Source organism: Pseudomonas sp. 43(2021) (assembly GCF_017490805.1).
GTDB lineage: Bacteria > Pseudomonadota > Gammaproteobacteria > Pseudomonadales > Pseudomonadaceae > Aquipseudomonas.
Genome location: NZ_JAFGYJ010000014.1, coordinates 1 through 25,470, shown reverse-complemented (window position 1 = coordinate 25,470; position 25,470 = coordinate 1). Strand labels below are relative to the sequence as shown.

The window sequence follows — 25,470 nt, the reverse complement described above, 5'->3', positions numbered from 1 at the left end:
CTTCGAATACTGTGCGATACCTGTGGGAGCGGGCAAGCCCGCGAAGAGGCCGATACAGGCGATACAAAATCCGGCAGGCAGAAAAAAGGGCCCGAAGGCCCTTTTCCCGATCAACCCCCCAGGTACGCGTCGCGTACCTTCGGGTCAGTCAGCAGTGCCTCACCGGTACCCTGCATCACCACCCGGCCGTTCTCCAGCACATAGGCCCGGTCTGCGATCTTCAGCGCCTGGTTGGCGTTCTGCTCCACCAGGAACACCGTCACGCCATCACGACGCAGCTGTTCGATGATGTCGAAGATCTGCTGGATGATGATCGGCGCCAGACCCAGCGAGGGCTCGTCGAGCAGCAGCAGTTTGGGCTTGCTCATCAACGCCCGGCCAATCGCGAGCATCTGCTGCTCGCCACCGGACATGGTGCCGCCACGCTGGATATAACGCTCCTTCAGGCGCGGGAACAGTTGCAGTACCTTGTCCAGCTGCTCCTGGTAATCGCCCTTGTCGGTAAAGAAGCCACCCATCGCCAGGTTTTCCTCGACGGTCAGGCGGGAGAACACACGGCGCCCTTCCGGCACCACCGCGATGCTCTTGCGCATGATGTGCGAAGACGGCTGGCCGACCAGTTCTTCACCCAGGTACTTGATGCTGCCGCTGTGCGCCTGCGGCGAGCCGCACAGGGTCATCAGCAAGGTCGACTTGCCGGCACCGTTGGCGCCGATCAGGGTAACGATCTCGCCCTGGTTGATCTCCACATTGACGCTGTGCAGCGCCTGGATCTTGCCGTAGAAGGTGGAAACGTTCTCGAACTTCAGCATTTACGCTTCCCCCAGGTAGGCTTTGATCACGTCAGGGTTGTCGCGGATCTCTTCCGGCGTACCGTGGGCCAGGGGGGTACCCTGGTTGATCACCACGATATGGTCGGAAATGCTCATCACCAGCTTCATGTCGTGCTCGATCAGCAGCACGGTGACGTTGTGCGACTCACGCAGGTAGGCAATCAGCGCCTTGAGGTCTTCGGTCTCCTTCGGGTTCAGGCCCGCTGCCGGTTCGTCGAGCATGATGATGCGCGGCTGGGTCATCATGCAGCGGGCGATTTCCAGGCGGCGCTGCTGGCCGTAGGCGAGGGTGCCGGCGGTACGGTTGGCGAACTCGGTCAGGTGGACCTTCTCCAGCCAGTACTGCGCGCGTTCCATGGCCTCCTTCTCGCTGCGGCGGAAGTTCGGGGTCTTGAACAGGCCGGCGAAGAAGTTGGTATTCAGGTGGCGGTGCTGGGCGATCAGCAGGTTTTCCAGTGCGGTCATTTCCTTGAACAGGCGCACGTTCTGGAAGGTCCGCACCACGCCCTTGCGGGCGATCTGGTGCCCGGCCAGGCCCTGGATCGGCTGGCCATCGAGCAGGATGGTGCCGCCGCTGGGCTTGTAGAAGCCGGTCAGGCAGTTGAACACGGTGGTCTTGCCGGCACCGTTCGGGCCGATCAATGCCACCACCTGTTTTTCCTTGACGGTCAGGCCCACGCCGTTGACCGCCAACAAGCCGCCGAAGCGCATGCTCAGGCCGCTGACTTGCAAAATTTCGCGGCTCATCGACGCAGCTCCATGTGTGGACGTTGCATAGGCAGCAGGCCTTGCGGACGCCAGATCATCATCAACACCATCAGCGCACCGAACATCAGCATCCGGTATTCGCTGAACTCACGCATCAGCTCGGGCAGCAGGATCATCACGATGGCCGCGAGGATCACGCCCAGTTGTGAGCCCATGCCGCCGAGCACGACGATGGCGAGGATGATCGCCGACTCGATGAAGGTGAACGACTCCGGCGTCACCAGCCCCTGGCGCGCAGCGAAGAAGCTGCCGGCGAAACCGGCGAAGCAGGCGCCCAGGGTGAATGCCGACAGCTTGATCACGGTCGGGTTCAGGCCCAGGGCGCGGCAGGCGATTTCGTCTTCGCGCAGGGCTTCCCAGGCGCGACCAATCGGCATGCGCAGCAGGCGGTTGATCACGAACAGCGCCAGCAGGGCCAGCAGCAGGGCCACCAGGTAGAGGAAGATGACCTTGTTGATCGAGTTGTATTCCAGCCCGAAGAACTCATGGAAGGTCTGCATGCCCTCGGCGGCACGGCGTTCGAAGGTCAGGCCGAAGAACTCCGGCTTGGGGATGTTGCTGATGCCGTTGGGGCCGCCGGTCCAGTCGGTGAGGTTGCGCAGGAACAGGCGGATGATCTCGCCGAAGCCAAGGGTCACGATCGCCAGGTAGTCACCGCGCAGGCGCAACACCGGGAAGCCGAGCAGGAAGCCGAAGGTAGCGGCCATCAGGCCGGCGATCGGCAGGCAAACCCAGAAGCTCCAGCCCAGGTAGTGCGAGAGCATGGCATAGCTGTAGGCGCCGACGGCATAGAAGCCGACGTAACCCAGGTCGAGCAGGCCCGCCAGGCCGACCACGATGTTCAGGCCCAGGCCCAGCAACACGTAGATCAGGATCAGCGTGGCAATGTCGACCGCACCGCGCGAGCCGAAGAACGGCCACACCAGTGCCGCGACGATCAGGCCCATGATCACGTAGCGTTGGGTCTTCGGCAGGGTCAGGTAGTTGCTGACGGCCGGCGGGATCAGCTTGCGATCCGAACGGCGGCCCATTACCGAACTCCACTGCTTGTCGAACAGCACGCGCAGGAACATCAGCACCGAGCACAGGGCAATGATGCTGAGGTTGAACGAACCCTGGCTGTGCACGGACAGGCTGATGCCGTCGATGCTCAGTTTCAGGCCCAGTACCGGGAAGGCCACGGCCCATACCAGCAAGGCGCTGAAGAACGCCTGTTTGAGATTTCTGTTCATACTTTTTCAACCTCCGGGCGGCCCAGGATGCCGGTCGGCCGGAATAGCAGGACAAGAACCAACAAGCCGAATGCCACTACGTCCTTGTACTGGTCGCCGAAGATGTCGGCACCGAACGCTTCGGCCACGCCGAGCACCAGCCCGCCGAGCATGGCGCCCGGGATGCTGCCGATGCCACCCAGCACCGCCGCGGTGAAGGCCTTCAGGCCCACCAGGAAACCGGCGTTGGGGTTGATCACCCCGTACTGCATGCTCAGCAGCACGGCCGCCACTGCCGCCAAAGCGGCACCGATGACGAAGGTGAGGGCGATGATGTTGTTGGTGTTGATGCCCAGCAGGTTGGCCATCTTGATGTCCTCGGCGCAGGCGCGGCAGGCGCGGCCCAGGCGGGAACGGGAGATGAACAGGGTGAGGCAGGTCATGGCTATCAGGGTGACCACGAACACCAGGATCTGCATGTAGCTGATCAGTACTTCTTCAGCACCGCCCGGCCCGAACGAGAAGCTGCCGGGGATCAGGTTGGGGATGGACTTGTCCTTGGAGTCTTGCGACAGCAAGACGGTGTTCTGCAGGAAGATCGACATGCCGATGGCGGAAATCAGCGGGATCAGGCGGTTGCTGTTGCGCAGGGGGCGGTAGGCAACCCGTTCGATGCTGTAGCCATAGGCACTGGTGACGAAGATCGTCGCGACGAAGGCGACTGTCATCAGGATCGGCAGCGAATGGATGCCCATCATGGCCAGGCCCGCCAGGGCGATGAAGGCCACGTAGGAACCGATCATGTACACCTCGCCGTGGGCGAAGTTGATCATGCCAATGATGCCGTACACCATCGTGTAGCCGATGGCGATCAAGGCATAGGTACTGCCGATGGTCAATCCATTAACCAGTTGTTGGAAGAAATGGTAGATCTCAGGCATTACAGCGCTCCTAAAAACCTGATTTGCATTTCGCTGGCGGGGGTAGGCCAGGAAACCGCGGGTGACGGTTTTAAGATTTTCAGGTGAGCCGGCCCCCGGATCGCGGGGATCAGGCCCATGAACCTCGTAAAACAAAGCCCACTGCTCGCACAGTGGGCTCCTAGGTCAGCTATTAGTCACGCAGTTACTGAGGGGAGACTTCGGTCTTCGGCTTGCCGAAGTGCCATTCGTAGACCACGAACTTGAAGTCTTTCAGGTCGCCTTTGGCGTCGTAGGACAGTTCGCCCGTCGGAGTCTTGAAGGTGCCGGCGTGGATGGCCTCGGCCACCTTCTCGGCGTCTTCGGACTTGGCTGCCTTGATGCCCTGGGCGATCAGCTCGACAGCCGAGTAGGCCGGGAACACGAACGGGCCGCTTGGGTCCTTGCCGTCAGCCTTGATGGCGTCGACGATCTTCTTGTTCGCAGGGTCGGCGTCGAACGACTTTGGCAGGGTTACCAGCAGGCCTTCGGAGGCGTTCTGGGCGATCTGCGAGATGGAGTCGTTGCCCACGCCTTCCGGGCCCATGAACTTGGCTTTCAGGCCTTTTTCCTGAGCCTGGCGCAGGATCAGACCCAGTTCTGGGTGGTAGCCGCCGTAGTAGACGAAGTCGACGTTGTTCTGCTTGAGCTTCTGGATGATCGAGGAGAAGTCCTTGTCACCGGCGTTCAGGCCTTCGAACACGGCAACCTTGGTGCCTTTGCCTTCCAGGGTCTGCTTGACCGCGGTGGCGATGCCTTCACCGTACTGCTGCTTGTCGTGCAGGACGGCGACCACCTTCGGCTTGACGTGGTCGGCGATGTAGTTGCCGGCGGCCGGGCCCTGGGCGCTGTCCAGGCCGATGGTACGGAAGATCAGCTTGTAGCCACGGGCGGTGATTTCCGGGGAGGTGGCAGCCGGGGTGATCATGATCACGCCTTCGTCTTCGTAGATGTCGGACGCAGGCTGGGTGGAGCTGGAGCACAGGTGGCCGATGACGAACTTGACGCCGTCGTTGACCACTTTGTTGGCGACTGCTACGGCCTGTTTAGGGTCGCAGGCGTCGTCGTATTCCTTGGCTTCGAGCATCTTGCCATCTACGCCGCCCGCGGCGTTGATATCCTTGATGGCTTGCTTGGCGCCGATGAACTGCATGTCGCCGTATTGGGTCACAGGGCCGGTCTTGGGGCCCGCGATCCCGATCTTGATGGTATCGGCGGCAAACGAATGGCTGGCTACCCCGGCCAGAACCATTGCGGCGAACAGCTTGGAAATCTTGATCATAGTGCTCCACTCATTCTGTTGTAATTCTTATAGTCCTGGCGGCCAGGGCTACAGACCGGGCGGGATTTGCGGCGTGGCCATGCCAACGCGCAAGCCCACCGTCCCCCGGAACATGTCCCGGAACTGTACCGGTGCAGTGTAGAGCGCTGTTCGAGCGCTTGAAAAGCGGTCGAAAAGTGCCTGCTTCCTGGGTTGTCGCTTGGTCGACACAAAAGTACAGAAAGGCGCCATCAAACTGCCTGCATCTGCGACTCCATCCCGCAACTTCGGGATGATTCGACCAAATTACATATTTGAAACCGGGTTTTTCTGCAAAAATGCCGGCCTTTTCATTGGCCGATTTTTGTGGATACCACCCATGAGTGATCAAACAAGCACCCTCTATGCCAAATTGCTTGGCGAGACGGCAATCATCGAGTGGAAAGCGCTGGAGCGTTTCTGGGCCAAGGGTGACCTGATTTGGGTCGACCCAACCCTCGACCTGATCGCCGTTGCCGAGGCGATGGCCGAGAATCGCAGCGAGATCTTCGCCAAGTGGCGTAGTGATGGCACCGTTGGGCCGGTGACTGCCGAGCAGGCCCAGGATCTGCAAAGCCGCGATCCAGAGATCTGGGCGGTGGTGGTTTCGCCGTTTATCGTGATCCAGGTGAAGCGCACCGCAGAGGCATGATCGTTTTTGGTGCGCGAAAATGCGCAACAGGCCCATTTTGGTGCTTGATGGCGCTCAAGGTGGGTAGAGGGAAGTAACAATTCGGCGTGGCGGTAACAGTTTACGGGATGCGTAATGCCCCACCGTCTTCCAGGCGACGCGAAACCCTGTGGGAGCGGCCTTGTGGTCTGCCTGGAAAATGTTCGAACCAGTCAGGAGTAATCGATGAGCACTGCACTACCTTCGCTTGGATTTGCCGGCATCGGCCTGATGGGCCTGCCCATGTGCCGGCGCCTGCTGGCAGCGGGCTACCCGCTGACCGTGTGGAACCGCAGCCCGGACAAGTGCGCTGCGCTGGTCGCCGCCGGCGCGCGACTGGCCAGCAGCCCTGCCGAACTGTGCCGCGACAGCGACATGCTGCTGCTGTGCCTGGCCGACACGGCCGTGGTGCGCGAGGTGGTGTTCGGCGAGCAAGGCATTGCCCAGGGCGGCCGCAGCGGCCAGTTGCTGATCGATTTTTCCAGTCTCGAACCCACCGCCACCCGTGAAATGGCTGCCGAGCTGGCGGCACTGTGCGGCATGGCCTGGCTGGATGCGCCAGTGTCCGGTGGTACACCCGGGGCCGAAGCCGGCACCCTGGCGATCATGGTCGGTGGCGAGGCGGCCGACCTGCAGCGCGCCCGCCCGGTGCTGCAGGTACTTGGCCAGCGTGTGACGCACATGGGGGCGGTAGGCGCGGGCCAGGTGACCAAGGCCTGCAACCAGATGATCGTGGCCTGCAATGCCTTGGTGATCGCCGAAGTGGTGGCCTTGGCTGAACAGTCCGGTGTCGATGCGACGCTGATCGCCGAAGCGCTGGCTGGCGGCTTTGCCGACTCCAGGCCGTTGCAGATCCTCGCGCCGCAAATGGCCGAGAGCCGCTTCGAACCGATCAAGTGGCACGTGCGCACGCTGCTCAAGGATCTCGATGGCGCGGTCAAGTTGTCCCGCGAGCAAGGCTCGGCGACGCCGCTCAGTGGCCTCGCTGCGCAATTGATGCGCCTGCACGCAAGCCAGGGGTACCTGCAAAAAGATCCGGCGACCCTGGTTGAACTGTACCGCAGCAAGGGTTGAACACACCGCTCTGGTGCTGCAGCCGCTCCAGCAGCGGCCGCAGTTCGGCCAGCGGCTCCGGGCGGCCCAGCAGGTAGCCTTGCAGGTAGTCGCAGCCGTGAGCTTCGAGGAACGCCAGCTGTTTGGTAGTCTCCACGCCCTCGCTGATCACCTGTAAATGCAGGGTATGCGCCATGACGATGATCGCCTGGACGATCTCGCGGTCCTTCTGGCTACCCGGTACATCCTGCAGGAAGCTGCGGTCGATCTTCAGCACGTCGAGCGGCAGGCGCTTGAGGTAGGCCAGTGACGAGTAGCCGGTGCCGAAGTCATCGATTGACAGTGCCACGCCCAGAGCGCGCACGCGCTTGAGCAGGTTGACCGTGCGCTGGATGTCACCCATCAGGGCGTTCTCGGTCACTTCCAGTTCGAGCTGCCAGGGCGCGAGCCCGGCGTGGAACAGTGCCTTCTCCACTTCATTGGGCAGTTCGTCGTGGCTGAGGGTGACGGCCGAACAATTGACCGTGACCTTGAGGCTGCCATAGCCGTGCCGCTGCAGGTAGGCCAGGTCGGCGCAGGCGTGGCGCAGCACCCACAGGTCGAGGTCGATGATCAGGCCATTGGCTTCGGCGATCGCGACAAAACGCTCGGGCCCGAGCAGGCCGTGTTGCGGGTGTTGCCAGCGCACCAGGGCTTCCAGTTTGGCCACTTGCCTGCTGCGCAGGTCGAAGATTGGCTGGTAGTGCACACACAGCCCATGCTCCTCGAGCAGGGCCAGGCGCAGTTCTTCTTCCAGTTGCAAGGCAATCGAGGCCCGGGTCTTCAGGCTGTCGTTGAAGAAGTTCAGGCTGTTGCGTCCGCCGCCCTTGGACTGGTACAGGGCGAGGTCGGCATGCTTTAGCAGCTCTTCGGCGGTGGTGCCGTCGTCGGGGAAGACGCTGATGCCGATGCTGGTGGTCATGACCATGCGTCGGCCACCCAGGTCGATGGGCTCTTTCATCCTTTGCATGATGCGCTGGGCCAGGTGGCGGGCTTCGTCGCGGCTGTTGAGGCTGGTGACCACGCAGAACTCGTCGCCACCAAAGCGCGCGACCAGGTCGTGGTTGCGGGTGGCGGCCTTGATGTGGCTGGCGATCACTTTGAGCAGTTCGTCACCGGCGTCGTGGCCGAGGCTGTCGTTGATGCGTTTGAAATGGTCGATGTCGAGAAACATTACCGCCAGGCGGCTCTCTGTGGCCTGGTGTTCGGCCAGGCGTTCGGCGAACACCTGGTTGAAACCGCGGCGGTTGACCAGGTTGGTCAGGGCATCGTAGTGCGCGGCCTGCTGCAGCGACGCTCGGGCCTGGTCCAGCTGGCTGAGCAGCACGCTGACCCGGCGCAGGTCGTGCTCCTTGCTTTGCAGCTTCTTGTCGGCCAGCGCGCTACTGATGCTGGCACCACTGATCAGCAGGGTGATGAAGCCGATGCCCAGCCCCAGTTGCAGGCTGTTGTCGCCAGAGGGCAGGCGCAGGGCGGTGTCGGCCGGGATGACCAGGGTCATGGCGGACATCGCGGTGAAGTGGGTGGCGACGATGCCGCCGGCCATCAGCAGGCTGGCGCCGTATTTCATGGCCTGGTGAAGGGTACCGCTGCCATGACGGAAGTAGCGGGCCAGGCAAAGCGCCGCCAGGCTGGTGAGCATGGCAATGGCGGCAGAGGCCAGCAGCAGGCCGGTCTGGTAGTACTGGCGGGCGCCGGTTTCCAGGGCGGCCATGCCGACGTAGTGCATCAGAATGATCCCCAGGCCGATCAGCACTGCACTTGGCAGGTAATGGTGTGCGCGCATATGCCTGCGGTCGAGGCTGTGCATGGCCAGCCAGGCGACGGCCAGGGCGATGAGCAGCGAAAGGATGGTCAGGGACGCGTCGTAGTGCACTTCCACTGGTGCCTGGAAGGCCAGCATGCTGATGAAGTGCATGGCCCAGATACCACCGGCCAGGCAGCAGGCACCGAGCATGTTCCATTGTCGGTGGGCGGTGGGGTCTTCGCTGTGGGATTGGCGCTCGGCCATGTCCAGTGTGGCGAAGCAGGCCGCACAGGCGACGAAGTAGGCGAGCAGAACCAGGAACGGGTCATGTCGGCAATCGATGACGATGCGCCCGGTTGCCGGCAGGTCGGCGAACAGTTGCAGCCCCAGCCATTCCATGGAATGCCTCATGATCGAGTTTTCACTCGTCTGCGCTACAACCCTGTGCAGACTGTCCAGAGGCAGTATAGGAAGAGGTGTTTAAGCCTTCCTGACTAATAGCACATTGATTTCTACGATTTGGTTATGAACCTGATCGCAGCCTGGAATATGTACGTGGGTTCTGAAAATTGGCCCCCTGTGGGAGCGGCCTTGTGTCGCGAAAGGGCTGCAAAGCAGCCCCGACAATTTCAACTATTGCGCTTCAATTCTGGGGCCGCGTTGCGGCCCTTTCGCGACACAAGGCCGCTTCCACAAAGGCGGCGGTTTCTGAACTGTATTAGCCAGCCACCAGCACGCGAATGGCTTCCAGGCGCAGTGCGGCCTTGTCCAGCATCGCCAGGCCCTCTTCGCGCTGCTTGCGCAACGCTTCGATCTCGCTGTCGCGCACGCTCGGGTTGACCGCTTGCAGCGCGACCAGACGGGCCAGTTCTTCGTCGGCTTCCGCTGTCAGGCGGCGCTGGGCTTCGGCCACGCGCTCGACGTGGGCCGGCATGACCTTGGCCTCGCCACTGCCAATGCGCTGGGCCAGCACGTCACGCTGGGCCTGGACGAACTTGTTGGCGCTGGCGCGCGGCACGCTTTCCAGCTGGTCGTTGAGGGTTTCGAAGGCCACGCGGGACGCCAGGTCGTTGCCGTTGGCATCGAGCAGGCAGCGCAGTGCCGCCGGTGGCAGGTAACGGCCCAGCTGCAGGCTACGCGGTGCCACCACCTCGCTGACGAACAGCAGTTCAAGCAGCACGGTGCCGGGTTTGAGCGCCTTGTTCTTGATCAGCGCCACGGCGGTGTTGCCCATCGAGCCGGACAGCACCAGGTCCATGCCGCCTTGCACCATCGGGTGTTCCCAGGTGAGGAACTGCATGTCCTCGCGCGACAGCGCCTGGCCACGGTCGTAGGTGATGGTCACGCCTTCGTCGTCGCCCAGCGGGAAGCTGGCGTCGAGCATCTTCTCGCTTGGTTTGAGGATCAGGGCGTTCTCGGAATGGTCTTCGCTGTCGATGCCGAAGGCGTCGAACAGGGTTTCCATGTAGATCGGCAGGGCGAACTGGTCGTCCTGTTCGAGAATGTCCTCGACCAACGCCTGGCCTTCGCCGGCACCGCCGGAGTTGAGCTCCAGCAGGCGGTCACGGCCAGTATGCAGTTCGGCTTCCAGGCGTTCGCGCTCGCTGCGGGCGTCGGCCACCAGGGCTTCCCAGGTCTTGCTTTCGCCACCTTCGAGCAGCGGCAGCAGGCGCGGGCCGAACTGGTGCTGCAGGGCGTTGCCGGTAGGGCAGGTATTGAGGAAGGCGTTGAGGCCTTCGTGGTACCACTGGAACAGGCGTTCTTGCGGGCTGTCCTGCAGGTACGGGATATGCAGCTGGATGGTGTGCTTCTGGCCGATACGGTCGAGGCGGCCGATGCGCTGTTCGAGCAGGTCCGGGTGCGCCGGCAGGTCGAACATCACCAGATGGTGGGCAAACTGGAAGTTGCGGCCTTCGCTGCCGATCTCGGAACAGATCAGCACCTGCGCACCGAACTCTTCGTCGGCGAAGTAGGCGGCGGCGCGGTCGCGCTCAAGGATGCTCATGCCTTCATGGAATACCGAGGCCGGGATGCCGGAGCGCACGCGCAGGGCATCTTCCAGGTCCATCGCGGTTTCGGCATGGGCGCAGATCACCAGCACCTTGGTGCGCTTGAGCATCTTCAGGGTGTCGATCAGCCAGTCGACGCGCGGGTCGAAACGCCACCAGCGCTCGTCCTCGGCCACCTCGCCCTGGGCCTGGAAGGCAACTTCCGGGTACAACTCGGCATGTTCGCCTGCTGGCAGGTCGCGGTACTGCTCGGGCATGGCCAGTGGGTAAGGGTGCAGCTGGCGCTCAGGGAAGCCCTGGATCGCCGCGCGGGTGTTACGGAACAGCACGCGGCCGGTGCCGTGGCGGTCGAGCAGTTCACGGATCAGGCGCGCGCTGGCCTGGGTATCGCCGTCGTTGACCGCGGCCAGCAGGGCTTCGCCTTCGGCACCCAGGAAGCCCTGGATGGTGGCGTGGGCCTTGGGCGACAGGCGGCCTTCGTCGAGCAGTTCCTGTACGGCTTCGGCCACCGGGCGATAGTGTTCGCTTTCGGCGCGGAAGGCGGCAAGGTCGTGGAAACGGTTGGGATCGAGCAGGCGCAGGCGGGCGAAGTGGCTGTCCTGGCCGAGCTGTTCGGGGGTGGCCGTGAGCAGCAGCACGCCCGGGATCACCTGGGCCAGCTGTTCGACCAGGCCGTATTCGGCGCTGACCTGGTCTTCGTGCCAGACCAGGTGGTGGGCTTCGTCCACCACCATCAGGTCCCAGCCGGCGGCGAACAGCGCGTCCTGGGCCTTTTCGTCGTCGACCAGCCACTCCAGGGCCACCAGCGCCAGCTGGGCATCCTCGAACGGGTTGCTGGCGTCGCTTTCGATGAAGCGTTCGGCGTCGAACAGGGCCACCTGCAGGTTGAAGCGGCGGCGCATTTCCACCAGCCACTGGTGCTGGAGGTTTTCCGGCACCAGGATCAGTACGCGGCTGGCGCGGCCAGACAGCAGTTGGCGGTGGATCACCAGGCCGGCCTCGATGGTTTTACCCAGGCCCACTTCGTCGGCCAGCAAAACGCGCGGCGCGCTGCGGTCGGCGACTTCGCGGGCGATGTGCAGTTGGTGGGCGATGGGTTGGGCACGGCAGCCGCCCAGGCCCCACAGCGCCGACTGCATCTGCTTGCTGTTGTGCTGCAGGGTGTTGTAGCGCAGGCTGAACCACGACAGCGGGTCGATCTGCCCGGCGAACAGGCGGTCGCTGGCCAGGCGGAACTGGATGAAGTTCGACAGCTGGGTTTCTGGCAGGGTGCGCGGCTGGTTTTGCCCGTCCAGGCCGTGGTAGACCATCAGCCCGTCGATGTCCTCGACCTCGCGCACGGTCAGCTTCCAGCCTTCGAAGTGGGTGATCTGGTCACCTGGCGAGAAGCGCACGCGGGTCAGCGGCGCATTGCGCAGGGAATACTGGCGGGTGTCGCCAGTGGCCGGGTAGAGCACGGTCAACAGGCGGCCATCCTGCGCCAGGATGGTACCCAGGCCGAGCTCGGCTTCGCTGTCGCTGATCCAGCGTTGCCCCGGTTGATACTGCTGCGCCATACTGCCTCAACTCCCGCGATGAAAAAGCCGATTATGTTAACGGATCGGCCGGTCAGACCAAAGTGCCGAGCGCATCGAAAGGTGCCGAAGTGCGAAAGCTAGTGCAACAGTCTAGCCGCTTCATCGCCCCCCACCGTGCTGCCGACGAGGGCCCCGGATCAACATGTCTGCCAAGCACCGCTGGATCAGCACTTCGATGGCCGTGGGCAGCCTGTTGCTGCTGGCCGCCTGCGAGCAGAAAAACTTCGAGACCTTGCCCGCCATCCCGATGGAGCAGCTTGAGGTACTGGGCGTGCAGACGCCGATCAAGAGCGTGCACTTTCGTGACCGCGATGGTGAAGGCTTGCTGGTATTGAGCCGCAGCGATGGCCAGGCCAGCGACCCGGAAAGCGAGCAGGAAGTGGACAAGGTGGTACTCAAGGCCACGCTGTACGGGCGCACCGCCGAAAGCGACGCGTTCAAGGCGCGCTGGCAGATCGAGCAGGAAACCACCTGCCCGGGCCTGGACCTGGATGTGGACTTCTATAACGACGTCAGCGATGTCGGCGACCTGAACAAGGATGGGGTCGCCGAGGTGACGGTTGCCAGCCACGCCTTCTGCGGCGGCGGTATCGACCCGCACGACATCGTCATCGAGATGCGCGAAGGGCAGGCCAGCTACAGCATCACCGGCCAGTCGCTGATTACCCCGGCAGGTGAAGAGCCGATCGGTGGTGAGCGCGAGGACAGTGCCTCGCTCAAAGGCGCGCCGCAGGTGCTGCGCGAGCACATGGACGCGGTCTGGCAGCAGGTGTACAAGCGGCCCTGGAGCGAAGCCAGCCCGCCAAGCGACGACGACCCTGACGAAGAAGCCGAATAAGTGTCGTGCGTACCATCAAGGTAAACCCGCGCCTGCCGATACAGGGGGCATAGGAGAACGTCCATGCTGCCGCCGATCATTCCGCTCAGTGCCGCCCCGGTGACTTCGCAACAGGACCCGGTCAAACCGACCCCCGACATCAAGCCGGTGGTGCCGACGCAGCCTGCATCCGGTGAAAGTGCCATCGACCTCAAGCACCAGCGTGACCCGCAGGAGCAGACGTTGCTGCTGCGCGATGAGCAGCGCCGCCAGCAGCAACGCCGGCAGAAGGGCGACGACGAACGTTACACGGCGATGCCGGGTGACGAGGTCAACGCCGACAACACCGTGCCGGTGGCACCGTTGATGGGCGAGCATGTCCGCCAGGGGCTGCTGGTAGACATCGAAGTCTGACGCGGGGCTGGTCAGCGCCTGCGCCTGGCTTCATCATGCAAGTCTCAGTTGATCGTCGAGCCCACCCATGAGCCAAGACAACCTCATCGATTTCGATGCTGAACGCGCCAAGCGCGTCCATGACCTCAAGGAAAAGCGCCTGAACGAAATGCGCAATGCGTTCGAGCAGGCCCTGCCGTTGAACACCGCCAAGAAAAAGAAGCCCAAGGGCAAGCCGAAGAAGCGCTGAAATTTGACGCAGGTCAACCCTGCACCCGCCTCGCGTGCCCGGCCCCGGGCACCATTGACACCGATCAATTTTTCCCGCCCCCACATTGGTTAACTTGCACCCATCGGACAACGGCAAACGAATGGGGAGGCCAGCATGTTCTTCGACAACGTGGTTATCGCCGGAGTGGTAACGGTCGGGTTGATGGTCGCCTTCTTTGCCGGTCTGGGCATTTTCATCTGGAAGGACTCGAACAAGCGCAAGCCGCGCTGACCTTCCGGGTACACGAGCACGCAAGGCATTTAGGGCGACTTCGGTCGCCCATTTTTTTGCCTGCAATTCTTGTGTTGCCTGTAGCGACCCCCACAGGGTTCGGATTTCGCGCGATCGCTTGCGGGAGCAGGGGGGGGGGGGCCGCGAAGAGGTCCGCACAGGAGGACCTGTCGATCATAAAGATGATTAGCTAGCTAATTAATCGTCTCTGCTTTATCCTTCCCATCATTGTCTATCTTTTCTACAAGAACATCCCCGCAAGGTCCGCCTCGTGCCCATCACCCTCCAGGCCCTGTTCGCCCCCAGCAGCCTCGCCCTCAAGTTCGCCATCAAGACCCTGCTCGGTGGTGGCCTGGCGTTGTGGCTGGCGATGCGCTGGGGCCTGGAGCAACCGTCCTGGGCACTGATGACCGCTTTCATCGTCGCCCAGCCACTGTCGGGCATGGTGGTGCAGAAGGGCTTGGCGCGGCTGGCCGGCACCCTGGTCGGTACGTTTGCGTCGGTGCTGTTCATCGGCCTGTTCGCCCAGACCCCATGGCTGTTCCTGCTTACCTTGGCCCTGTGGCTGGCCCTGTGTACCGCCGCCTCCACCCAGCTGCGCAGCGCCTGGGCCTATGCCTTCGTGCTGGCTGGCTACACCGCGGCGATCATCGCCCTGCCGGCTATCAACCACCCTTTGCAGGTGTTCGACCAGGCTGTGGCGCGCTGTACCGAGATCTGCCTGGGTATCTTCTGTGCCACCGCCAGCAGTGCCTTGCTCTGGCCCATGCGGGTAGAGCAGCAACTGGGTGGGCAGGCCCGCCAGGCCTGGCAGAACGGCCTGCAGGCCGCCAGTGCCATGTTGGGCGGCGAAGACGAGGCGCGCAAAGGCTTGCTGGAGAGCCTGGGGCGTATCGTTGCCATCGACAGCCAGCGCGAACACGCCTGGTTCGAAGGCACCCGCGGGCGCCAGCGTGCCCGCGCCATTCGTGGCCTGAGCCAGAAACTGATGGTGCTGCTGCGCATCTCCCGCTCGGTGCGCCGGCAATGGCGGCAACTTGATGAGCGCGAAGCCGAACGCCTGGCGCCCTGGCTGGAGGAGGTGCGGGCCCTGCTGGGCAAGCCCGACCAGCCCAGCCTGTTGCTGTTGCGCCAGCGCATCTGGGATGCCGCCCACGATGAACAGATCAGCCCGGCGGAGCACTTCTGCCTGGCGCGCATGGCACTGCTGCTGGATTACGCCATGGCCGCCAGCCAGGCGCTGGAGGATGTGGAAGCGGGCAGGGCGCCCAAGGATGTGTCCCAGGGCCTGGCCGCGCACCGCGACTGGTCGCTGGCCTTGCTGTTCGGCTCACGCAGTGCGCTGGCCTTTCTGGTAATGAGCGGCTTCTGGCTGGCCACCGCCTGGCCTTCGGCACCGGGGGGCCTGGTGCTGACCTGCGTGGTCTGCAGCCTGTTCGCCAGCCGCGAGAACGGTGCGCAGATCGGCCTGAGCTTTTTGCGCGGGATCTGCCTGGCGATACCCGCGGCGTTTCTGGTCGGGCAGATACTGCTGCCGCAATGGAGCAGCTTTGCCATGCTCTGCCTGGGCATGGGCGTGCCGCTGTTTTTTGGGGCACTGGGCATGGCTCACCCACGGACCGGGGCCACGGCCACCTCCTATTGCCTGCACTTCATCGTGCTGGTGTCGCCGCTCAACGCCATGCAGTTCGGCGTGGCCAGCATGCTCAACAGTGCCTTGGCCATGCTGGTGGGAGTGTCGGCGGCGGTGATGGCCTTCCGTTTGTTGGTGTTTCGCCACCCGGCCTGGCTGGGCCGGCGCCTGCGCGCGGCGACCCAGAGCGACCTGGTGCGCCTGACCCGGCGCGACCTGCGCGGGGCCGACAGCTGGTTTGGCGGGCGCATGGCCGACCGCCTGATGCAACTGGCGCGGCATGCCGGCGAGCTACCCGAGAGCGAGCGCCAGCGCTGGGACGATGGCCTGCACGGCCTGGATATCGGCGATGAACTGGTGCACCTGCGCATGTGCCTGGCGGTTGCCCAGGCCCCGTTGGGGCGGGCCGAGCGCGAGTACCTGCAGCAGGTAGAGGCAGTGCTGGCCAAGGGGCCGGCGCCCGGGCGTGGTCAGCGCCTGGATGCTGCCAGCGAACAGTTCATTGGCGCCTTGCGCCGGCTACCCTCAAGCGATCCGCTGCGGTTGGCCGAAGGGGCGGTGCTGCAATTGCAGAAAAGCTGGGGCAAGTGGTGCCGCTGGCAGGAGGAAGCCCATGGGGTTGCGTGAGTGGGAAGTGGGCGGCGTGCTGTTCAGTCCCTTTCTGGTTTATGTGTTGCTGGCGCTGGTGCTCACCGGGTTGCTGCGTCTGCTGGTGCAGGCCACGCCGTTGGGGCGCTGGATCTGGCATGAGGCGCTGTTCGACGCGGCGCTGTTCGTTTGTGTGTTGTTCCTGGTGGTGCGACTGTTGGGAACCTTATGAAGGAGTGTTTCGATGCGTGCGGCCGTACGTACCCTGATCACCTTGTGTGTGGTGGCCCTTGCCGTGTTCGCCGGCTATCAGCTGTGGCAGTACTACATGCTCACCCCCTGGACCCGCGATGCCCGTGTGCGCGCCGATGTGGTGGTGATCGCCCCCGATGTGTCTGGCTGGGTGCGCGAGCTGAAGGCCCGTGACAACCAGCAGGTCAAGGCCGGCGACCTGCTGATGAGCATCGATCGCGAGCGCTTCCAGGCGGCCTTCGAACAGGCCAGCGCCGTGACCGAGACCCGCACCCAGCAACTGCACCTGCGCGAGCGTGAAGCGGCCCGGCGTACCGCCCTGGGGCCGGAGGCGATCAGTGCCGAATTGCGGGAAAATGCACAGATCAATGCGGCCATAGCCCGCGGTGAGCTGCACGAGGCCCAGGCGCAGTTGCAGGTTGCCAGGATCAACCTGGCGCGCAGTGAAGTGCGGGCACCGCGCAGCGGGCATATCACCAACCTGCGCCTGGCCGAGGGCAACTATGTGAACACCGGGGAGTCGGTGATGGCCTTGGTGGACGATTCAACCTTCTATATCCAGGCCTATTTCGAGGAAACCAAGCTGCCGCGCATTCGCGTGGGGGATGCGGTGAAAGTCTGGCTGATGGGCGCGGGCGAGCCGATGCAAGGGCATGTTGAGAGCATCAGCCGCGGTATCACCGACCGCAACAGCAACCCGGACAGCCAGTTGCTGCCGGAGGTTGAGCCAACCTTCAACTGGGTGCGTCTGGCGCAGCGCATACCGGTGAGGATTCGCCTGGACCAGGTGCCGGAGGGAGTGACCCTGAGTGCGGGGATGACCGCCAGTGTGCAGGTGCTTGAGCAATGAGGCAGGGGGCCACTCCGTGGCCCGATCGCCGGCAAGCCAGGCTCATGCGATGGGCCGCAAAGCGGCCCCAGATTCTCGATTTCAGAGGAACATCCCGCCCGAAACCTCCAGCCGTTGCCCGTTGATCCAGCCATTGCCATCTTCCAGCAACAGCGCAATCGCTGCCCCGATATCATCCGGCAAGCCCACGCGCCCCAGCGCCGTGTTGCCGGCAATGTATTCATTCACCTGGCGGTTGTCCCGCACCACGCCGCCGCCAAAGTCCGTCTCGATCGCCCCCGGCGCCAGAATGTTCACGCGAATACCACGCGCCCCCAGTTCCTTGGCCTGGTAGCGGGTCAGCACCTCCATCGCCCCCTTCATCGCGGCATAGGCGGCATACCCCGGCAGCGCAAAGCGCGCCAGGCCAGTGGAAATGTTGACGATGCGGCCATTGTCGACCAGCAGCGGCAGCAGGCGCTGGGTGAGGAAGAACGGTCCTTTCAGCTGGATGTTCAGCAACTGGTCGAACTGCGCTTCGCTGGTTTCGGTGTATGGCACGTTCAAGCCGATCCCGGCATTGTTCACCAGAAAGTCGAAACGCTCGCGACCGAAGTGTTGCTGCAAGGTTGCCCCCAGGCGTTCGGCGAAGCCGGCAAAGCTGGTGCTGTCGCTGATGTCCAGTTGCAGCATGGCGGCCTTGACCCCCGCCTGCTCCAGCCGCGCGGCCACGGCCTGGGCTTCCTCGGCCTTGCTGTGGTAAGTGCCGATGACATCGATGCCGCGTGCGGCCAGGTGTTCGGCAGTGTTGCGGCCCAGGCCGCGGCTGGCGCCAGTGATCAGGGCAATCTTGCGGGTCATGGTGAAAACCTCATGGTGGGCTGATGAGCACAGGTTATTGGTCGGTGTTGTGCTGATAAATCCAGAAAATATGGAAATACTGTTCGGTAAAACCGGATAGACGAGGTTCAAGTGAACAAGCTGGAGTTGTTGCGCACCTTTGTGCGGGTGAGCGAGGTCAGCAGTTTCACCCTGGCTGCCGAGAGCCTGGGGCTGCCCCGTTCGACCGTGTCGGAGCAGGTCAGGGCGCTGGAGCGTTTGCTGGGTACACAGCTGTTCAACCGCACCACCCGCCGGGTGCAGGCAACCCAGGATGGCGCCTTGCTGTACGAGCGCAGCAAGGACCTGCTGTCGGGCATGGACGAGATCGAGAGCCTGTTCTGCGCCGACGATGCCGAGCTGGCCGGGCGCCTGCGGGTCGACTTGCCGACCATGATGGCCCGCCGGGTCATCATCCCGGCGCTGCCGCAGTTTCTGCAGCGCTTCCCGCGCCTGGAGGTGGAGCTCAGTTGCACCGACCGCCAGGTCGACCTGCTGCGTGAAGGCTTCGATTGTGTGATGCGCATTGGTGCCCTGCATGACCTGGACGTGGTGGCGCGCCCGGTCGGGCAACTGAGCATGCGCAACTGTGCCAGCCCTGGCTACCTGGCCCGCCATGGCGTGCCGCGCACGCTGCAGGACCTGGCCGAGCACCACCTGGTGCATTACGTGCGCACCCTGGGGGGGCGCAGTGCCGGTTTCGAATACCTGCAGGGCGGTGAACTGCGCTTCCAGGCCATGGCCGGTGTGGTCACGGTCAACAATGCCGAGGCCTACTCGGCGGCCTGCCTGGCCGGGCTGGGGCTGATCCAGGTGCCGGCGGTGGGCGTGGCCGAGCACCTGCAGCGCGGCGAGCTGGTTTCGGTACTGGAAGGCTGGCAGGCCCCGGCCATGCCCGTGTCACTGCTGTATGCCCGGCAACGGCACGTGCCACGCCGGGTGCAGGCCTTCATGCAGTGGCTGGGCGAGGTGCTGCATTCGCAGGTTGACGGTGGCCGCTGATCGATGAAAAGCGTGGCACCTGTGCGACGGCTTGCGTTAGGCTGCCAGTCACGAGTTGCCCGGTAGAGGCAACCCCCCCCGCCTGGCGTGCGTATCTTCCGATTTCATTGCGAGGTTACGTCATGGCCATCACTTCCCAGGACATCTGCAACGCTGCCGACCAGCTCAAGGGCTTTGTCGGTTTTCATGGCAAGCGCGGTGTGCATATCGTGCGTTTTTCCGAAGATTCGTTCGGCATGGACGTGGCCGACGCCAGCATTTCGCCCTGCAGCGAGTTTGTCTGGCGGCCCGAGCAAGGGCAGCGCATGGCCCTGTGCCGTGAACGGCTGGCGCTGTTGCTGGAGCAGCATGTGGATGACCGTTTGAACATCGGTGAACCGCTACGCACCTACCTGCGCCGGCGCGACCTGCCGGAAATCGTGGCTGAGCGCAGCTTGCGGCAGCTGTGCTGAAAATCCCTGTGGGAGCGGGCGTGCCCGCGAAGAATGCAACTCGGTGGATGGCACCGGCTTCGCCGGTGTTCGCGGCGGTTCGACGCCTCGACGCGCCCGCTCCCACAGGGCCTGCGCAAGCCTTCAAACTACGCTACGGGTAGGGTGCCGAGCGCTGGGCTGCCTGCTGCAACAACGCCTCGAGCCCGGCACTGTCCAGCGGTCGGCTCATGTAATAGCCCTGCACTTCGTGGCAACGGTCCTTCGCCAGCGCCCTGAGCTGCTGCTCGCTCTCCACCCCTTCGGCCGTCACCGTAAGCCCCATTGCTTCGCCCAGGTTGATGATGGCCTGGACCACGGCGCGGTCGCTGCCACCGGTGTTGTTCAGTCCGCCGATGAAGCGTTTGTCGATCTTGATGCTGTCGAACGGGTAGGTGCGCAGGTAGCCCAGTGACGAGTAGCCGGTGCCGAAGTCGTCCATGTTCAGGCGTACGCCCAGCTCCTTGAGCGACAGCATGGTACCCAGCGCACCTTCAATATCGTTGAGCATCACGTTTTCGGTAATTTCCAGCTCCAGACGCTGGGCTGGGAAGGCGGTTTCCAGCAGGATCTCGCGTACATCAGCCACTACATCGCTGCGCAGGAATTGCGCAGGTGACAGGTTCACCGAAACCAGCATGTCGGCAGGCCAGTCGTGGGCGGTGCGGCAGGCTTCACGCAACACCCAGCGGCCCAGTGCGACAATGATGTCGCTCTGCTCGGCCAACGGGATGAAGGTGTCCGGCCCAAGCAACCCCTCCTGCGGATGCTGCCAGCGCAGCAAGGCCTCGACCGCGACGATGCGCAGGTCGCTGAGGCGGTAGCGCGGCTGGTAATACAGCTCGAACTCCTGATTGCGCAGGGCCCGCCGCATGTCGTTCTCCAGCTGGCGGCGGTACTGGATCTGCTGGTTCATTTCGGCAGCGAAATAGCGCCAGGTGTTCTTGCCGTCGGCCTTGGCCTGGTACAGGGCGATGTCGGCGCAGCGGATCAGCTCGCCGGCATCGAAGCCCTGGGTGCGGGTCTGGGCGACCCCGATGCTGGCGCCAACGTGCAGGGGCTGGCTATCGAAGACGATCGGTTGCTGCAGCAGGCTGATCAGGCGCGCACAGAAGCGGTCGATCTCACTGCGGTTGTCCATGCCGCTGAGCACCAGGAGGAACTCGTCGCCGCCCAGGCGCGCGACCATGTCGCCATCGCGGGTACTGTCGCGCAGGCGCGTTGCTACCTCCTGCAGCACGGCGTCACCGGCGGCATGGCCGAGGGAGTCGTTGATCGGCTTGAAGTTGTCCAGGTCCAGCAGCAGCAAGGTCAGTGGCGGCGAATCGCTGCCGCGCAATAGTGCCTGCTCGAGATGCCGGGCGAGTTTGTTGCGGTTGGCCAGCCCGGTCAGCGGGTCGTGCAGCGAAAGGTGCTGGATGCGGGCATGGGCGTCGACCTCGTCGGTGATGTCGCTGGCGGTGCCGCGATAACCGACGGGCTTGCCGTCGTACCAGATGGCGCGGGCCGAAATCCGGCAGTAGCGGTTCTGGCCATTCTGGTCGCGGTAGGTGCAGCGCAGGTTGGCCAGTTGTTGCGGGTCGGCCGCGGCCAGGGCATCCAGCCACGGCGAGAGCGGCGTGGTATCGCAGGCCAGTAACTGATTGAGCGGTTGACCGAGCCAGTCGTCCACCGGGTAGCCGGTGACGTTGACAAAGCGTTGCGACAGGTAGGTCAGGCGTTGGTGCCGGTCGGTTTCCCAGATCCAGTCGGAGGCCGACTCGGCCACTGCGCGAAAACGCTGCTCGCTGGCCTCCAGGGCCTGGTTGCTCTGCTGCAGATGGGCGAGCGTGAGGTCGATCGCCCGCGAACTGCGCAAGGCATGACGAAACAGGTACAGCATGATCAGGCCGAGTATCAGCAAGGCACCAGCCAGTGGCGGCAACACTGCCCGCAACAACTGGTGCCCAGGCAGCGGGCTGCTCCAGGACAGGTGGTAGCCGGTATCGCCGAGGTCGATGCGCAAGTGGTCGTGCTCACCCACATCATTGTTTTCCACGTGCATGCCGGTCAGGCCGGCAGCGCTGCTCAGCTGTGCCAGCTTTTCCTCGGTGAGCTGGTCGACGAACAGCATCACCGGCGCCTGGCTCACCTCGCTATCGGTGACATCCCGGTCAGGGCGCACCGCCGCGGCACTGAGCACGGCCGGCCAACCGTTGAACAGGACGAAACGGGTAATCTGTTCACGTGGGACGGCCGCCGCCCGGGCCTGGTCGATGATTGGCTGAAGCGCCGCATTGATATAGGTATTGGCCGCTGCCTGGGTAGGCTGGCCTTTGAACAAGGCATAGGTGGTGCGTGCGTCCTCCACTACGAACACCCCTTCATAGCCGCTGGCGCTGTACAGCGACTCGCCCACGTTCTTTTCTTCGTAGGCCCATTTCCAGTCGGCCTGGCCTGCCAGGTGCTCGAAGGCCGCATCCCAAACGGCGTAGCTGGACAGGAACTGGCGCGAGGCGAGCAGCCTTTGTTCCAGCGCCTTGGTCGCCTGCAAGGCACTGCGCTGGCGCTCCTGGTGGTCAAGAGTGCCCGCGATATTGAACAGGGCGCCGAGGATGACCAGACAGACCAGGCCGAAAACTGCGCTGAAGCCGGCAATGAGGCGACGCACCTGGAAACGCGGTGTAGGGCTAGCGGGTGGAGGGTTGGCGGTCCTGGCCATGCGCGAGCGGCTCCTTCAGGCAGCCTCCCGCCAGGTAGTCAGGAAGGAGGTTCAATCAGGATAGGCCAGCCTGAGCGCCGCGGCGTCGCTGTGGGCAAAAATTGACCTGGTCGCGGCCAGCATGCTTGGCGGTGTATAGCGCCTTGTCCGCCTGTTCGAGCCAGTGCTCGGGTGACGCCAGGTCGGCCTCGAATGCCGACAGGCCGATGCTCAGGCTGATGCGCAGGTGTGGCAACTGCGGGTTGCGGTAGCTGGCGACCCGCTCGCGCAGGCGCTCCATGGCCTGGCAGGCCTGGGCCTCGCTGGTGTCCGGCAGGATCACGCAAAATTCGTCACCGCCGTAGCGCCCGGCCTGGTCGCCTTCGCGCAGGTTGCGCCGCAGCTCGGCGCTGAGCTGGCGCAACACGCAGTCGCCGACCACGTGGCCGAAGGTGTCGTTGATGGTCTTGAAGTGGTCGATGTCGATCAGGGCAATCACCGCGTGCCCTTGTTGCTGCTGGCAGGCCTGGAACTTCAGCAGCAGCAGGTCTTTCCAGGCGCCATGGTTGAGCAAGCCGGTCAGGCTGTCGGTGAGGCTCAGGGCGCTCAGGCGGCGCTTGTGGTCGGCGAGCTTGATCGCCAGCTGGTAGCAGACCCAGCCCAGCGCCAGCGGGTAGAGCGTCAGCATCGGCAGGCAGGCATAGACCTGCAGAGGTGTGGCGTTCAGTTGCAGGCCGGGGCCGAGCAGCAGGATGGCGACGAGCATGCCGGCCAGCTGGGCCAGCACCCCGCGAAAGACCATGCGTCTGCCGCCGGCGGCAACGTTGTTCATGGTCATCATCGACAGCACGGTCACGCTGGGCAATGGGTTGAAGTGCATGGCGGCGGTCCAGAACCCACCCATCAGTGAGTCGAGCACCAGGTTGCGCTGTTCTGCATGGTAGGGTGCGGCCGAACGAGAGGCCCACAGGTAGGCCACATGCGGCCACAGCAGGCCGTTGAACAGCACCAGCAGCCACGCCCAGGTAGGCGGTGACAGCGGGGCCATGGCGGCCATGACGCTGAACAGGCCGATCCCCAGGCCGATGACACGCGGCAGGTAGATGCGTTTGACGAATGAAAGGCCTTTGCCGCTGCGTTTATCCATCTTGGTCATCGTTCTTCTGCCGGAGCGCCGTTTATCGCATAACTCGCATGAATATTGTTGAACAGTGTTTCATCGACGACAAATGACCTTACAAGCCAATTCACGGTTGATCCGATCACTGTGGGGTAACATGAAGGCTTTCCTGTTGCTCGGAGTGTTGCTGATGGTCCCTTTGGCCAACCCCGCAGGCGAGCCGGCGCCCCAGCGGGAAGGACGTTTTCACAACCAGGCGTTGTTGCCACAGGATGGCGTATTGAAGAAGCTGCGCATCGGGCTCAAGTACCTGTTCCTGCGCAAGCCGCCGGAAACCCGGCCGGCCACACCGGTGAGCCTCCAGCCCATGACCCGCCAACAGGTGCTCGACGCACCTGATCGTAGCCTGTGGCGCCTGGGGCACTCCACGGTATTGCTCAAGTTGCGCGGGCGTTTCTTCATTACCGACCCGGTGTTCGCCGAGCGCGCCTCGCCGGTGCAGTGGGCCGGTCCGCTGCGTTTCCATGCGCCGCCTCTGGCGCTGGACCAGTTGCCGCCGTTGGCTGCGGTGGTATTGTCCCACGATCACTTCGACCATCTGGACGAACAGGCCATTCGCCAACTGGCACCACGCACGGGCGTGTTCCTGGCGCCGTTGGGCGTAGGCAACCGGCTGATGACCTGGGGCGTAGCATCGGCGAAGGTGCGGCAGCTGGACTGGTGGCAGGAAAGCGAGGTCGAGGGCGTACGCTTCGTTGCCACCCCGGCGCAGCACTTTTCCGGGCGCGGGCTGCTGGACAGCAACCGGACCTTGTGGGCGTCATGGGTGATCGTCGACGAGGATGTGCGGGTATTCTTCAGTGGTGATACCGGCTACTTCGATGGGTTCAAGCAGATTGGCGAGCGCTTCGGGCCATTCGACCTGACCCTGATCGAGACCGGAGCCTACAACGTCGCCTGGCCCGATGTGCACATGCAACCGGAGCAGAGCCTGCAGGCCCATCTGGATTTGCGCGGGCGCTGGCTGTTGCCGATTCACAACGGTACCTTCGACTTGTCCATCCATGGCTGGCAGGAGCCGTTCGAACGCATCCTGGCACTGGCCAATCAGGCGCAGGTGCGCTTGAGCACGCCGCAGATGGGGGAACGGGTCAGCCTTGTCTCTCCGCACGCCGGGCAGAACTGGTGGCAGCCGCGGCCCGTGCGTCAGCGGGGGCAGGCGTATGAGCGCGTGGTAGCGACGCGCTGAGGGTCCGCGGTTGTGAAAGGTGCCTGCCTTTGTTCTTCTGGTGCCTGTGAGATCGAGCGCCGCCTGCGCGGTGCTTCGCGAGTGTTCGCCTTGACGCTTTCTGCGCCTATGAAATCGAGCGCCGCCCGCGCGGCGCTTCGCGGGACAAGCCCGCTCCCACATTTGTTGCAACGTGGCCATGTCTGTTAGGCCATGGATGTCAGCCTTGTTGGTCTGACTCAATTTCTCGGCTGGCGCTGCCGCCGCCTCACCAGTCTTAAGACATGCACCAAGGCAGGCAACCATGGCCTGACAGGTTCGGCACGTTGCAACAAATGTGGGAGCGGGCTTGTCCCGCGAAGCGCCGCGCGGGCGGCGCTCGATCTCACAGGCGCAGAAGGTGTTGTGGCGAGCACCTGGTGGCCTTGATACGGTCTTTCACTCTTATATTTCAATTTCTTGAAATTAAAGGTTGACGCCCCTTCGAATCCCCTTATAATGCGCCCCACTTCCAGCGACAACGGAACGACAAACTCCTTGAAATTCAACGAGTTAGGCAATTCGGAAGGTGCTGAAAGGGCTTCGATCAAATGATCGATGGCGGTTGAGATGAAGGTTGACAGCGGTTTTAAACGCTGTATTATTCGCCTCCCGCTACGAGAGATCGCAGCGAGTCAAGTGTTTGAAGCTAAACGAGTTTCTCGCAAAAAACTTCAAAATAAACGCTTGACAGCAAATGAGGAAAGCGTAGAATGCGCGCCTCGGTTGAGATGAAAAGCTCTTGACCAAACGCTCTTTAACAAATCGAATCAAGCAATTCGTGTGGGTGCTTGTGAGTACGGACTGATAGTCACAAAGATTATCAGCATCACAAGTGACCATGCGAGAAATCACATAGTCATTTGAGATTG

Annotated in this window: 21 protein-coding genes and 1 pseudogene; 12 read left to right on the top strand and 10 right to left on the bottom strand. The window is 63.3% G+C overall.

Annotation, left to right across the window (positions count from 1 at the left end; genetic code table 11):
* Positions 1-110: 110 nt before the first annotated feature.
* From J5M71_RS13895 to J5M71_RS13875, 5 genes are all read right to left on the bottom strand, one after another.
* Entirely contained in the window at positions 111-812 is a 702-nt protein-coding gene (locus J5M71_RS13895; protein ID WP_013973921.1) for an ATP-binding cassette domain-containing protein, read from the bottom strand.
* Positions 813-1,580: a high-affinity branched-chain amino acid ABC transporter ATP-binding protein LivG gene (livG, locus tag J5M71_RS13890; RefSeq protein WP_063913106.1), complete on the bottom strand. Its 768-nt coding sequence runs from the start codon at positions 1,578-1,580 to the stop codon at positions 813-815.
* A complete protein-coding gene (locus J5M71_RS13885) occupies positions 1,577-2,833 on the bottom strand; it encodes a high-affinity branched-chain amino acid ABC transporter permease LivM (protein WP_063913105.1) in 1,257 nt (418 codons plus the stop codon). The genes livG and J5M71_RS13885 overlap by 4 nt, the downstream gene beginning before the upstream one ends.
* On the bottom strand, positions 2,830-3,753 hold the full coding sequence (gene livH, locus J5M71_RS13880; protein ID WP_207832879.1) for a high-affinity branched-chain amino acid ABC transporter permease LivH: 924 nt from the start codon (positions 3,751-3,753) through the stop codon (positions 2,830-2,832). The genes J5M71_RS13885 and livH overlap by 4 nt, the downstream gene beginning before the upstream one ends.
* A 184-nt stretch (positions 3,754-3,937) precedes the next feature.
* Positions 3,938-5,053 (bottom strand): branched-chain amino acid ABC transporter substrate-binding protein, encoded by a 1,116-nt coding sequence (locus J5M71_RS13875; RefSeq protein WP_075046119.1) that lies wholly within the window; start codon positions 5,051-5,053, stop codon positions 3,938-3,940.
* Positions 5,054-5,411: 358 nt separating this feature from the next.
* Here J5M71_RS13875 and J5M71_RS13870 point away from each other — a divergent pair, with 358 nt between their 5' ends.
* Together J5M71_RS13870 and J5M71_RS13865 are read left to right on the top strand one after the other, a co-directional pair.
* Positions 5,412-5,723, top strand: a complete 312-nt coding sequence (locus J5M71_RS13870; RefSeq protein ID WP_207832877.1) for a DUF2288 domain-containing protein — start codon at positions 5,412-5,414, stop codon at positions 5,721-5,723.
* A 204-nt stretch (positions 5,724-5,927) separates the two neighbouring features.
* The gene (locus J5M71_RS13865; RefSeq protein ID WP_207832876.1) at positions 5,928-6,815 is read left to right on the top strand and encodes an NAD(P)-dependent oxidoreductase; all 888 of its coding nucleotides are present in this window, start codon (positions 5,928-5,930) and stop codon (positions 6,813-6,815) included.
* Here J5M71_RS13865 and J5M71_RS13860 read toward each other — a convergent pair.
* Positions 6,715-8,979: a bifunctional diguanylate cyclase/phosphodiesterase gene (locus tag J5M71_RS13860; protein WP_207833018.1), complete on the bottom strand. Its 2,265-nt coding sequence runs from the start codon at positions 8,977-8,979 to the stop codon at positions 6,715-6,717. The two genes, J5M71_RS13865 and J5M71_RS13860, sit on opposite strands and share 101 nt — an antisense overlap.
* Before the next feature lie 319 nt (positions 8,980-9,298).
* Positions 9,299-12,145 carry an RNA polymerase-associated protein RapA gene (gene rapA, locus J5M71_RS13855; RefSeq protein ID WP_207832874.1) on the bottom strand — a complete coding sequence of 949 codons (2,847 nt, stop codon included), beginning with the start codon at positions 12,143-12,145 and terminating at the stop codon, positions 9,299-9,301.
* 163 nt (positions 12,146-12,308) lie between these two features.
* Between rapA and J5M71_RS13850 the strand changes: the two genes are divergently transcribed.
* From J5M71_RS13850 to J5M71_RS13825, 7 genes are all read left to right on the top strand, one after another.
* Positions 12,309-13,004 carry a hypothetical protein gene (locus J5M71_RS13850; protein WP_207832872.1) on the top strand — a complete coding sequence of 232 codons (696 nt, stop codon included), beginning with the start codon at positions 12,309-12,311 and terminating at the stop codon, positions 13,002-13,004.
* A 63-nt stretch (positions 13,005-13,067) separates the two neighbouring features.
* Positions 13,068-13,397, top strand: coding sequence for an aspartate-semialdehyde dehydrogenase (locus J5M71_RS13845; protein WP_207832870.1), 330 nt, complete (start codon positions 13,068-13,070; stop codon positions 13,395-13,397).
* A 67-nt stretch (positions 13,398-13,464) separates the two neighbouring features.
* A complete protein-coding gene (locus tag J5M71_RS13840) occupies positions 13,465-13,626 on the top strand; it encodes a hypothetical protein (RefSeq protein ID WP_075046112.1) in 162 nt (53 codons plus the stop codon).
* 135 nt (positions 13,627-13,761) lie between these two features.
* Complete coding sequence (ccoM, locus tag J5M71_RS29560; RefSeq protein WP_003254862.1) at positions 13,762-13,878, top strand: cytochrome c oxidase subunit CcoM; 117 nt, start codon at positions 13,762-13,764, stop codon at positions 13,876-13,878.
* Positions 13,879-14,149: 271 nt separating this feature from the next.
* Positions 14,150-16,138 (top strand): FUSC family protein, encoded by a 1,989-nt coding sequence (locus J5M71_RS13835; protein WP_207832868.1) that lies wholly within the window; start codon positions 14,150-14,152, stop codon positions 16,136-16,138.
* On the top strand, positions 16,125-16,331 hold the full coding sequence (locus tag J5M71_RS13830) for a DUF1656 domain-containing protein (RefSeq protein ID WP_207832866.1): 207 nt from the start codon (positions 16,125-16,127) through the stop codon (positions 16,329-16,331). The genes J5M71_RS13835 and J5M71_RS13830 overlap by 14 nt, the downstream gene beginning before the upstream one ends.
* A gap of 12 nt (positions 16,332-16,343) precedes the next feature.
* Positions 16,344-17,201 carry an HlyD family secretion protein gene (locus tag J5M71_RS13825; RefSeq protein ID WP_207832864.1) on the top strand — a complete coding sequence of 286 codons (858 nt, stop codon included), beginning with the start codon at positions 16,344-16,346 and terminating at the stop codon, positions 17,199-17,201.
* 81 nt (positions 17,202-17,282) lie between these two features.
* Here J5M71_RS13825 and J5M71_RS13820 read toward each other — a convergent pair whose 3' ends face one another.
* Positions 17,283-18,041 carry an SDR family oxidoreductase gene (locus J5M71_RS13820; RefSeq protein WP_207832862.1) on the bottom strand — a complete coding sequence of 253 codons (759 nt, stop codon included), beginning with the start codon at positions 18,039-18,041 and terminating at the stop codon, positions 17,283-17,285.
* A gap of 111 nt (positions 18,042-18,152) precedes the next feature.
* On the opposite strand from J5M71_RS13820, the gene J5M71_RS13815 reads away from it, so the two are divergent.
* Complete coding sequence (locus J5M71_RS13815; RefSeq protein WP_207832860.1) at positions 18,153-19,061, top strand: LysR family transcriptional regulator; 909 nt, start codon at positions 18,153-18,155, stop codon at positions 19,059-19,061.
* Positions 19,062-19,183: 122 nt separating this feature from the next.
* Positions 19,184-19,513 (top strand): DUF2025 family protein, encoded by a 330-nt coding sequence (locus tag J5M71_RS13810; protein WP_207832858.1) that lies wholly within the window; start codon positions 19,184-19,186, stop codon positions 19,511-19,513.
* A gap of 133 nt (positions 19,514-19,646) precedes the next feature.
* Here J5M71_RS13810 and J5M71_RS13805 read toward each other — a convergent pair whose 3' ends face one another.
* Both J5M71_RS13805 and J5M71_RS13800 read right to left on the bottom strand, forming a co-directional pair.
* Positions 19,647-22,232 carry an EAL domain-containing protein gene (locus J5M71_RS13805; RefSeq protein ID WP_207832857.1) on the bottom strand — a complete coding sequence of 862 codons (2,586 nt, stop codon included), beginning with the start codon at positions 22,230-22,232 and terminating at the stop codon, positions 19,647-19,649.
* 51 nt (positions 22,233-22,283) lie between these two features.
* Positions 22,284-23,358 (bottom strand): annotated as a pseudogene (locus J5M71_RS13800) (diguanylate cyclase).
* 130 nt (positions 23,359-23,488) lie between these two features.
* Between J5M71_RS13800 and J5M71_RS13795 the strand changes: the two are divergent.
* Positions 23,489-24,580: an MBL fold metallo-hydrolase gene (locus J5M71_RS13795; RefSeq protein ID WP_207832854.1), complete on the top strand. Its 1,092-nt coding sequence runs from the start codon at positions 23,489-23,491 to the stop codon at positions 24,578-24,580.
* Positions 24,581-25,470 lie beyond the last annotated feature (890 nt).

What these genes read in the sequence shown, in the direction of transcription:
- J5M71_RS13895 (WP_013973921.1), bottom strand. Translation starts at nt 812, where the DNA reads ATGCTGAAGTTCGAGAACGTTTCCACCTTCTACGGCAAGATCCAGGCG.
- livG (WP_063913106.1), bottom strand. Translation starts at nt 1,580, where the DNA reads ATGAGCCGCGAAATTTTGCAAGTCAGCGGCCTGAGCATGCGCTTCGGC.
- J5M71_RS13885 (WP_063913105.1), bottom strand. Translation starts at nt 2,833, where the DNA reads ATGAACAGAAATCTCAAACAGGCGTTCTTCAGCGCCTTGCTGGTATGG.
- livH (WP_207832879.1), bottom strand. Translation starts at nt 3,753, where the DNA reads ATGCCTGAGATCTACCATTTCTTCCAACAACTGGTTAATGGATTGACC.
- J5M71_RS13875 (WP_075046119.1), bottom strand. Translation starts at nt 5,053, where the DNA reads ATGATCAAGATTTCCAAGCTGTTCGCCGCAATGGTTCTGGCCGGGGTA.
- J5M71_RS13870 (WP_207832877.1), top strand. Translation starts at nt 5,412, where the DNA reads ATGAGTGATCAAACAAGCACCCTCTATGCCAAATTGCTTGGCGAGACG.
- J5M71_RS13865 (WP_207832876.1), top strand. Translation starts at nt 5,928, where the DNA reads ATGAGCACTGCACTACCTTCGCTTGGATTTGCCGGCATCGGCCTGATG.
- J5M71_RS13860 (WP_207833018.1), bottom strand. Translation starts at nt 8,979, where the DNA reads ATGGAATGGCTGGGGCTGCAACTGTTCGCCGACCTGCCGGCAACCGGG.
- rapA (WP_207832874.1), bottom strand. Translation starts at nt 12,145, where the DNA reads ATGGCGCAGCAGTATCAACCGGGGCAACGCTGGATCAGCGACAGCGAA.
- J5M71_RS13850 (WP_207832872.1), top strand. Translation starts at nt 12,309, where the DNA reads ATGTCTGCCAAGCACCGCTGGATCAGCACTTCGATGGCCGTGGGCAGC.
- J5M71_RS13845 (WP_207832870.1), top strand. Translation starts at nt 13,068, where the DNA reads ATGCTGCCGCCGATCATTCCGCTCAGTGCCGCCCCGGTGACTTCGCAA.
- J5M71_RS13840 (WP_075046112.1), top strand. Translation starts at nt 13,465, where the DNA reads ATGAGCCAAGACAACCTCATCGATTTCGATGCTGAACGCGCCAAGCGC.
- ccoM (WP_003254862.1), top strand. Translation starts at nt 13,762, where the DNA reads ATGTTCTTCGACAACGTGGTTATCGCCGGAGTGGTAACGGTCGGGTTG.
- J5M71_RS13830 (WP_207832866.1), top strand. Translation starts at nt 16,125, where the DNA reads ATGGGGTTGCGTGAGTGGGAAGTGGGCGGCGTGCTGTTCAGTCCCTTT.
- J5M71_RS13825 (WP_207832864.1), top strand. Translation starts at nt 16,344, where the DNA reads ATGCGTGCGGCCGTACGTACCCTGATCACCTTGTGTGTGGTGGCCCTT.
- J5M71_RS13820 (WP_207832862.1), bottom strand. Translation starts at nt 18,041, where the DNA reads ATGACCCGCAAGATTGCCCTGATCACTGGCGCCAGCCGCGGCCTGGGC.
- J5M71_RS13810 (WP_207832858.1), top strand. Translation starts at nt 19,184, where the DNA reads ATGGCCATCACTTCCCAGGACATCTGCAACGCTGCCGACCAGCTCAAG.
- J5M71_RS13805 (WP_207832857.1), bottom strand. Translation starts at nt 22,232, where the DNA reads ATGGCCAGGACCGCCAACCCTCCACCCGCTAGCCCTACACCGCGTTTC.
- J5M71_RS13795 (WP_207832854.1), top strand. Translation starts at nt 23,489, where the DNA reads ATGAAGGCTTTCCTGTTGCTCGGAGTGTTGCTGATGGTCCCTTTGGCC.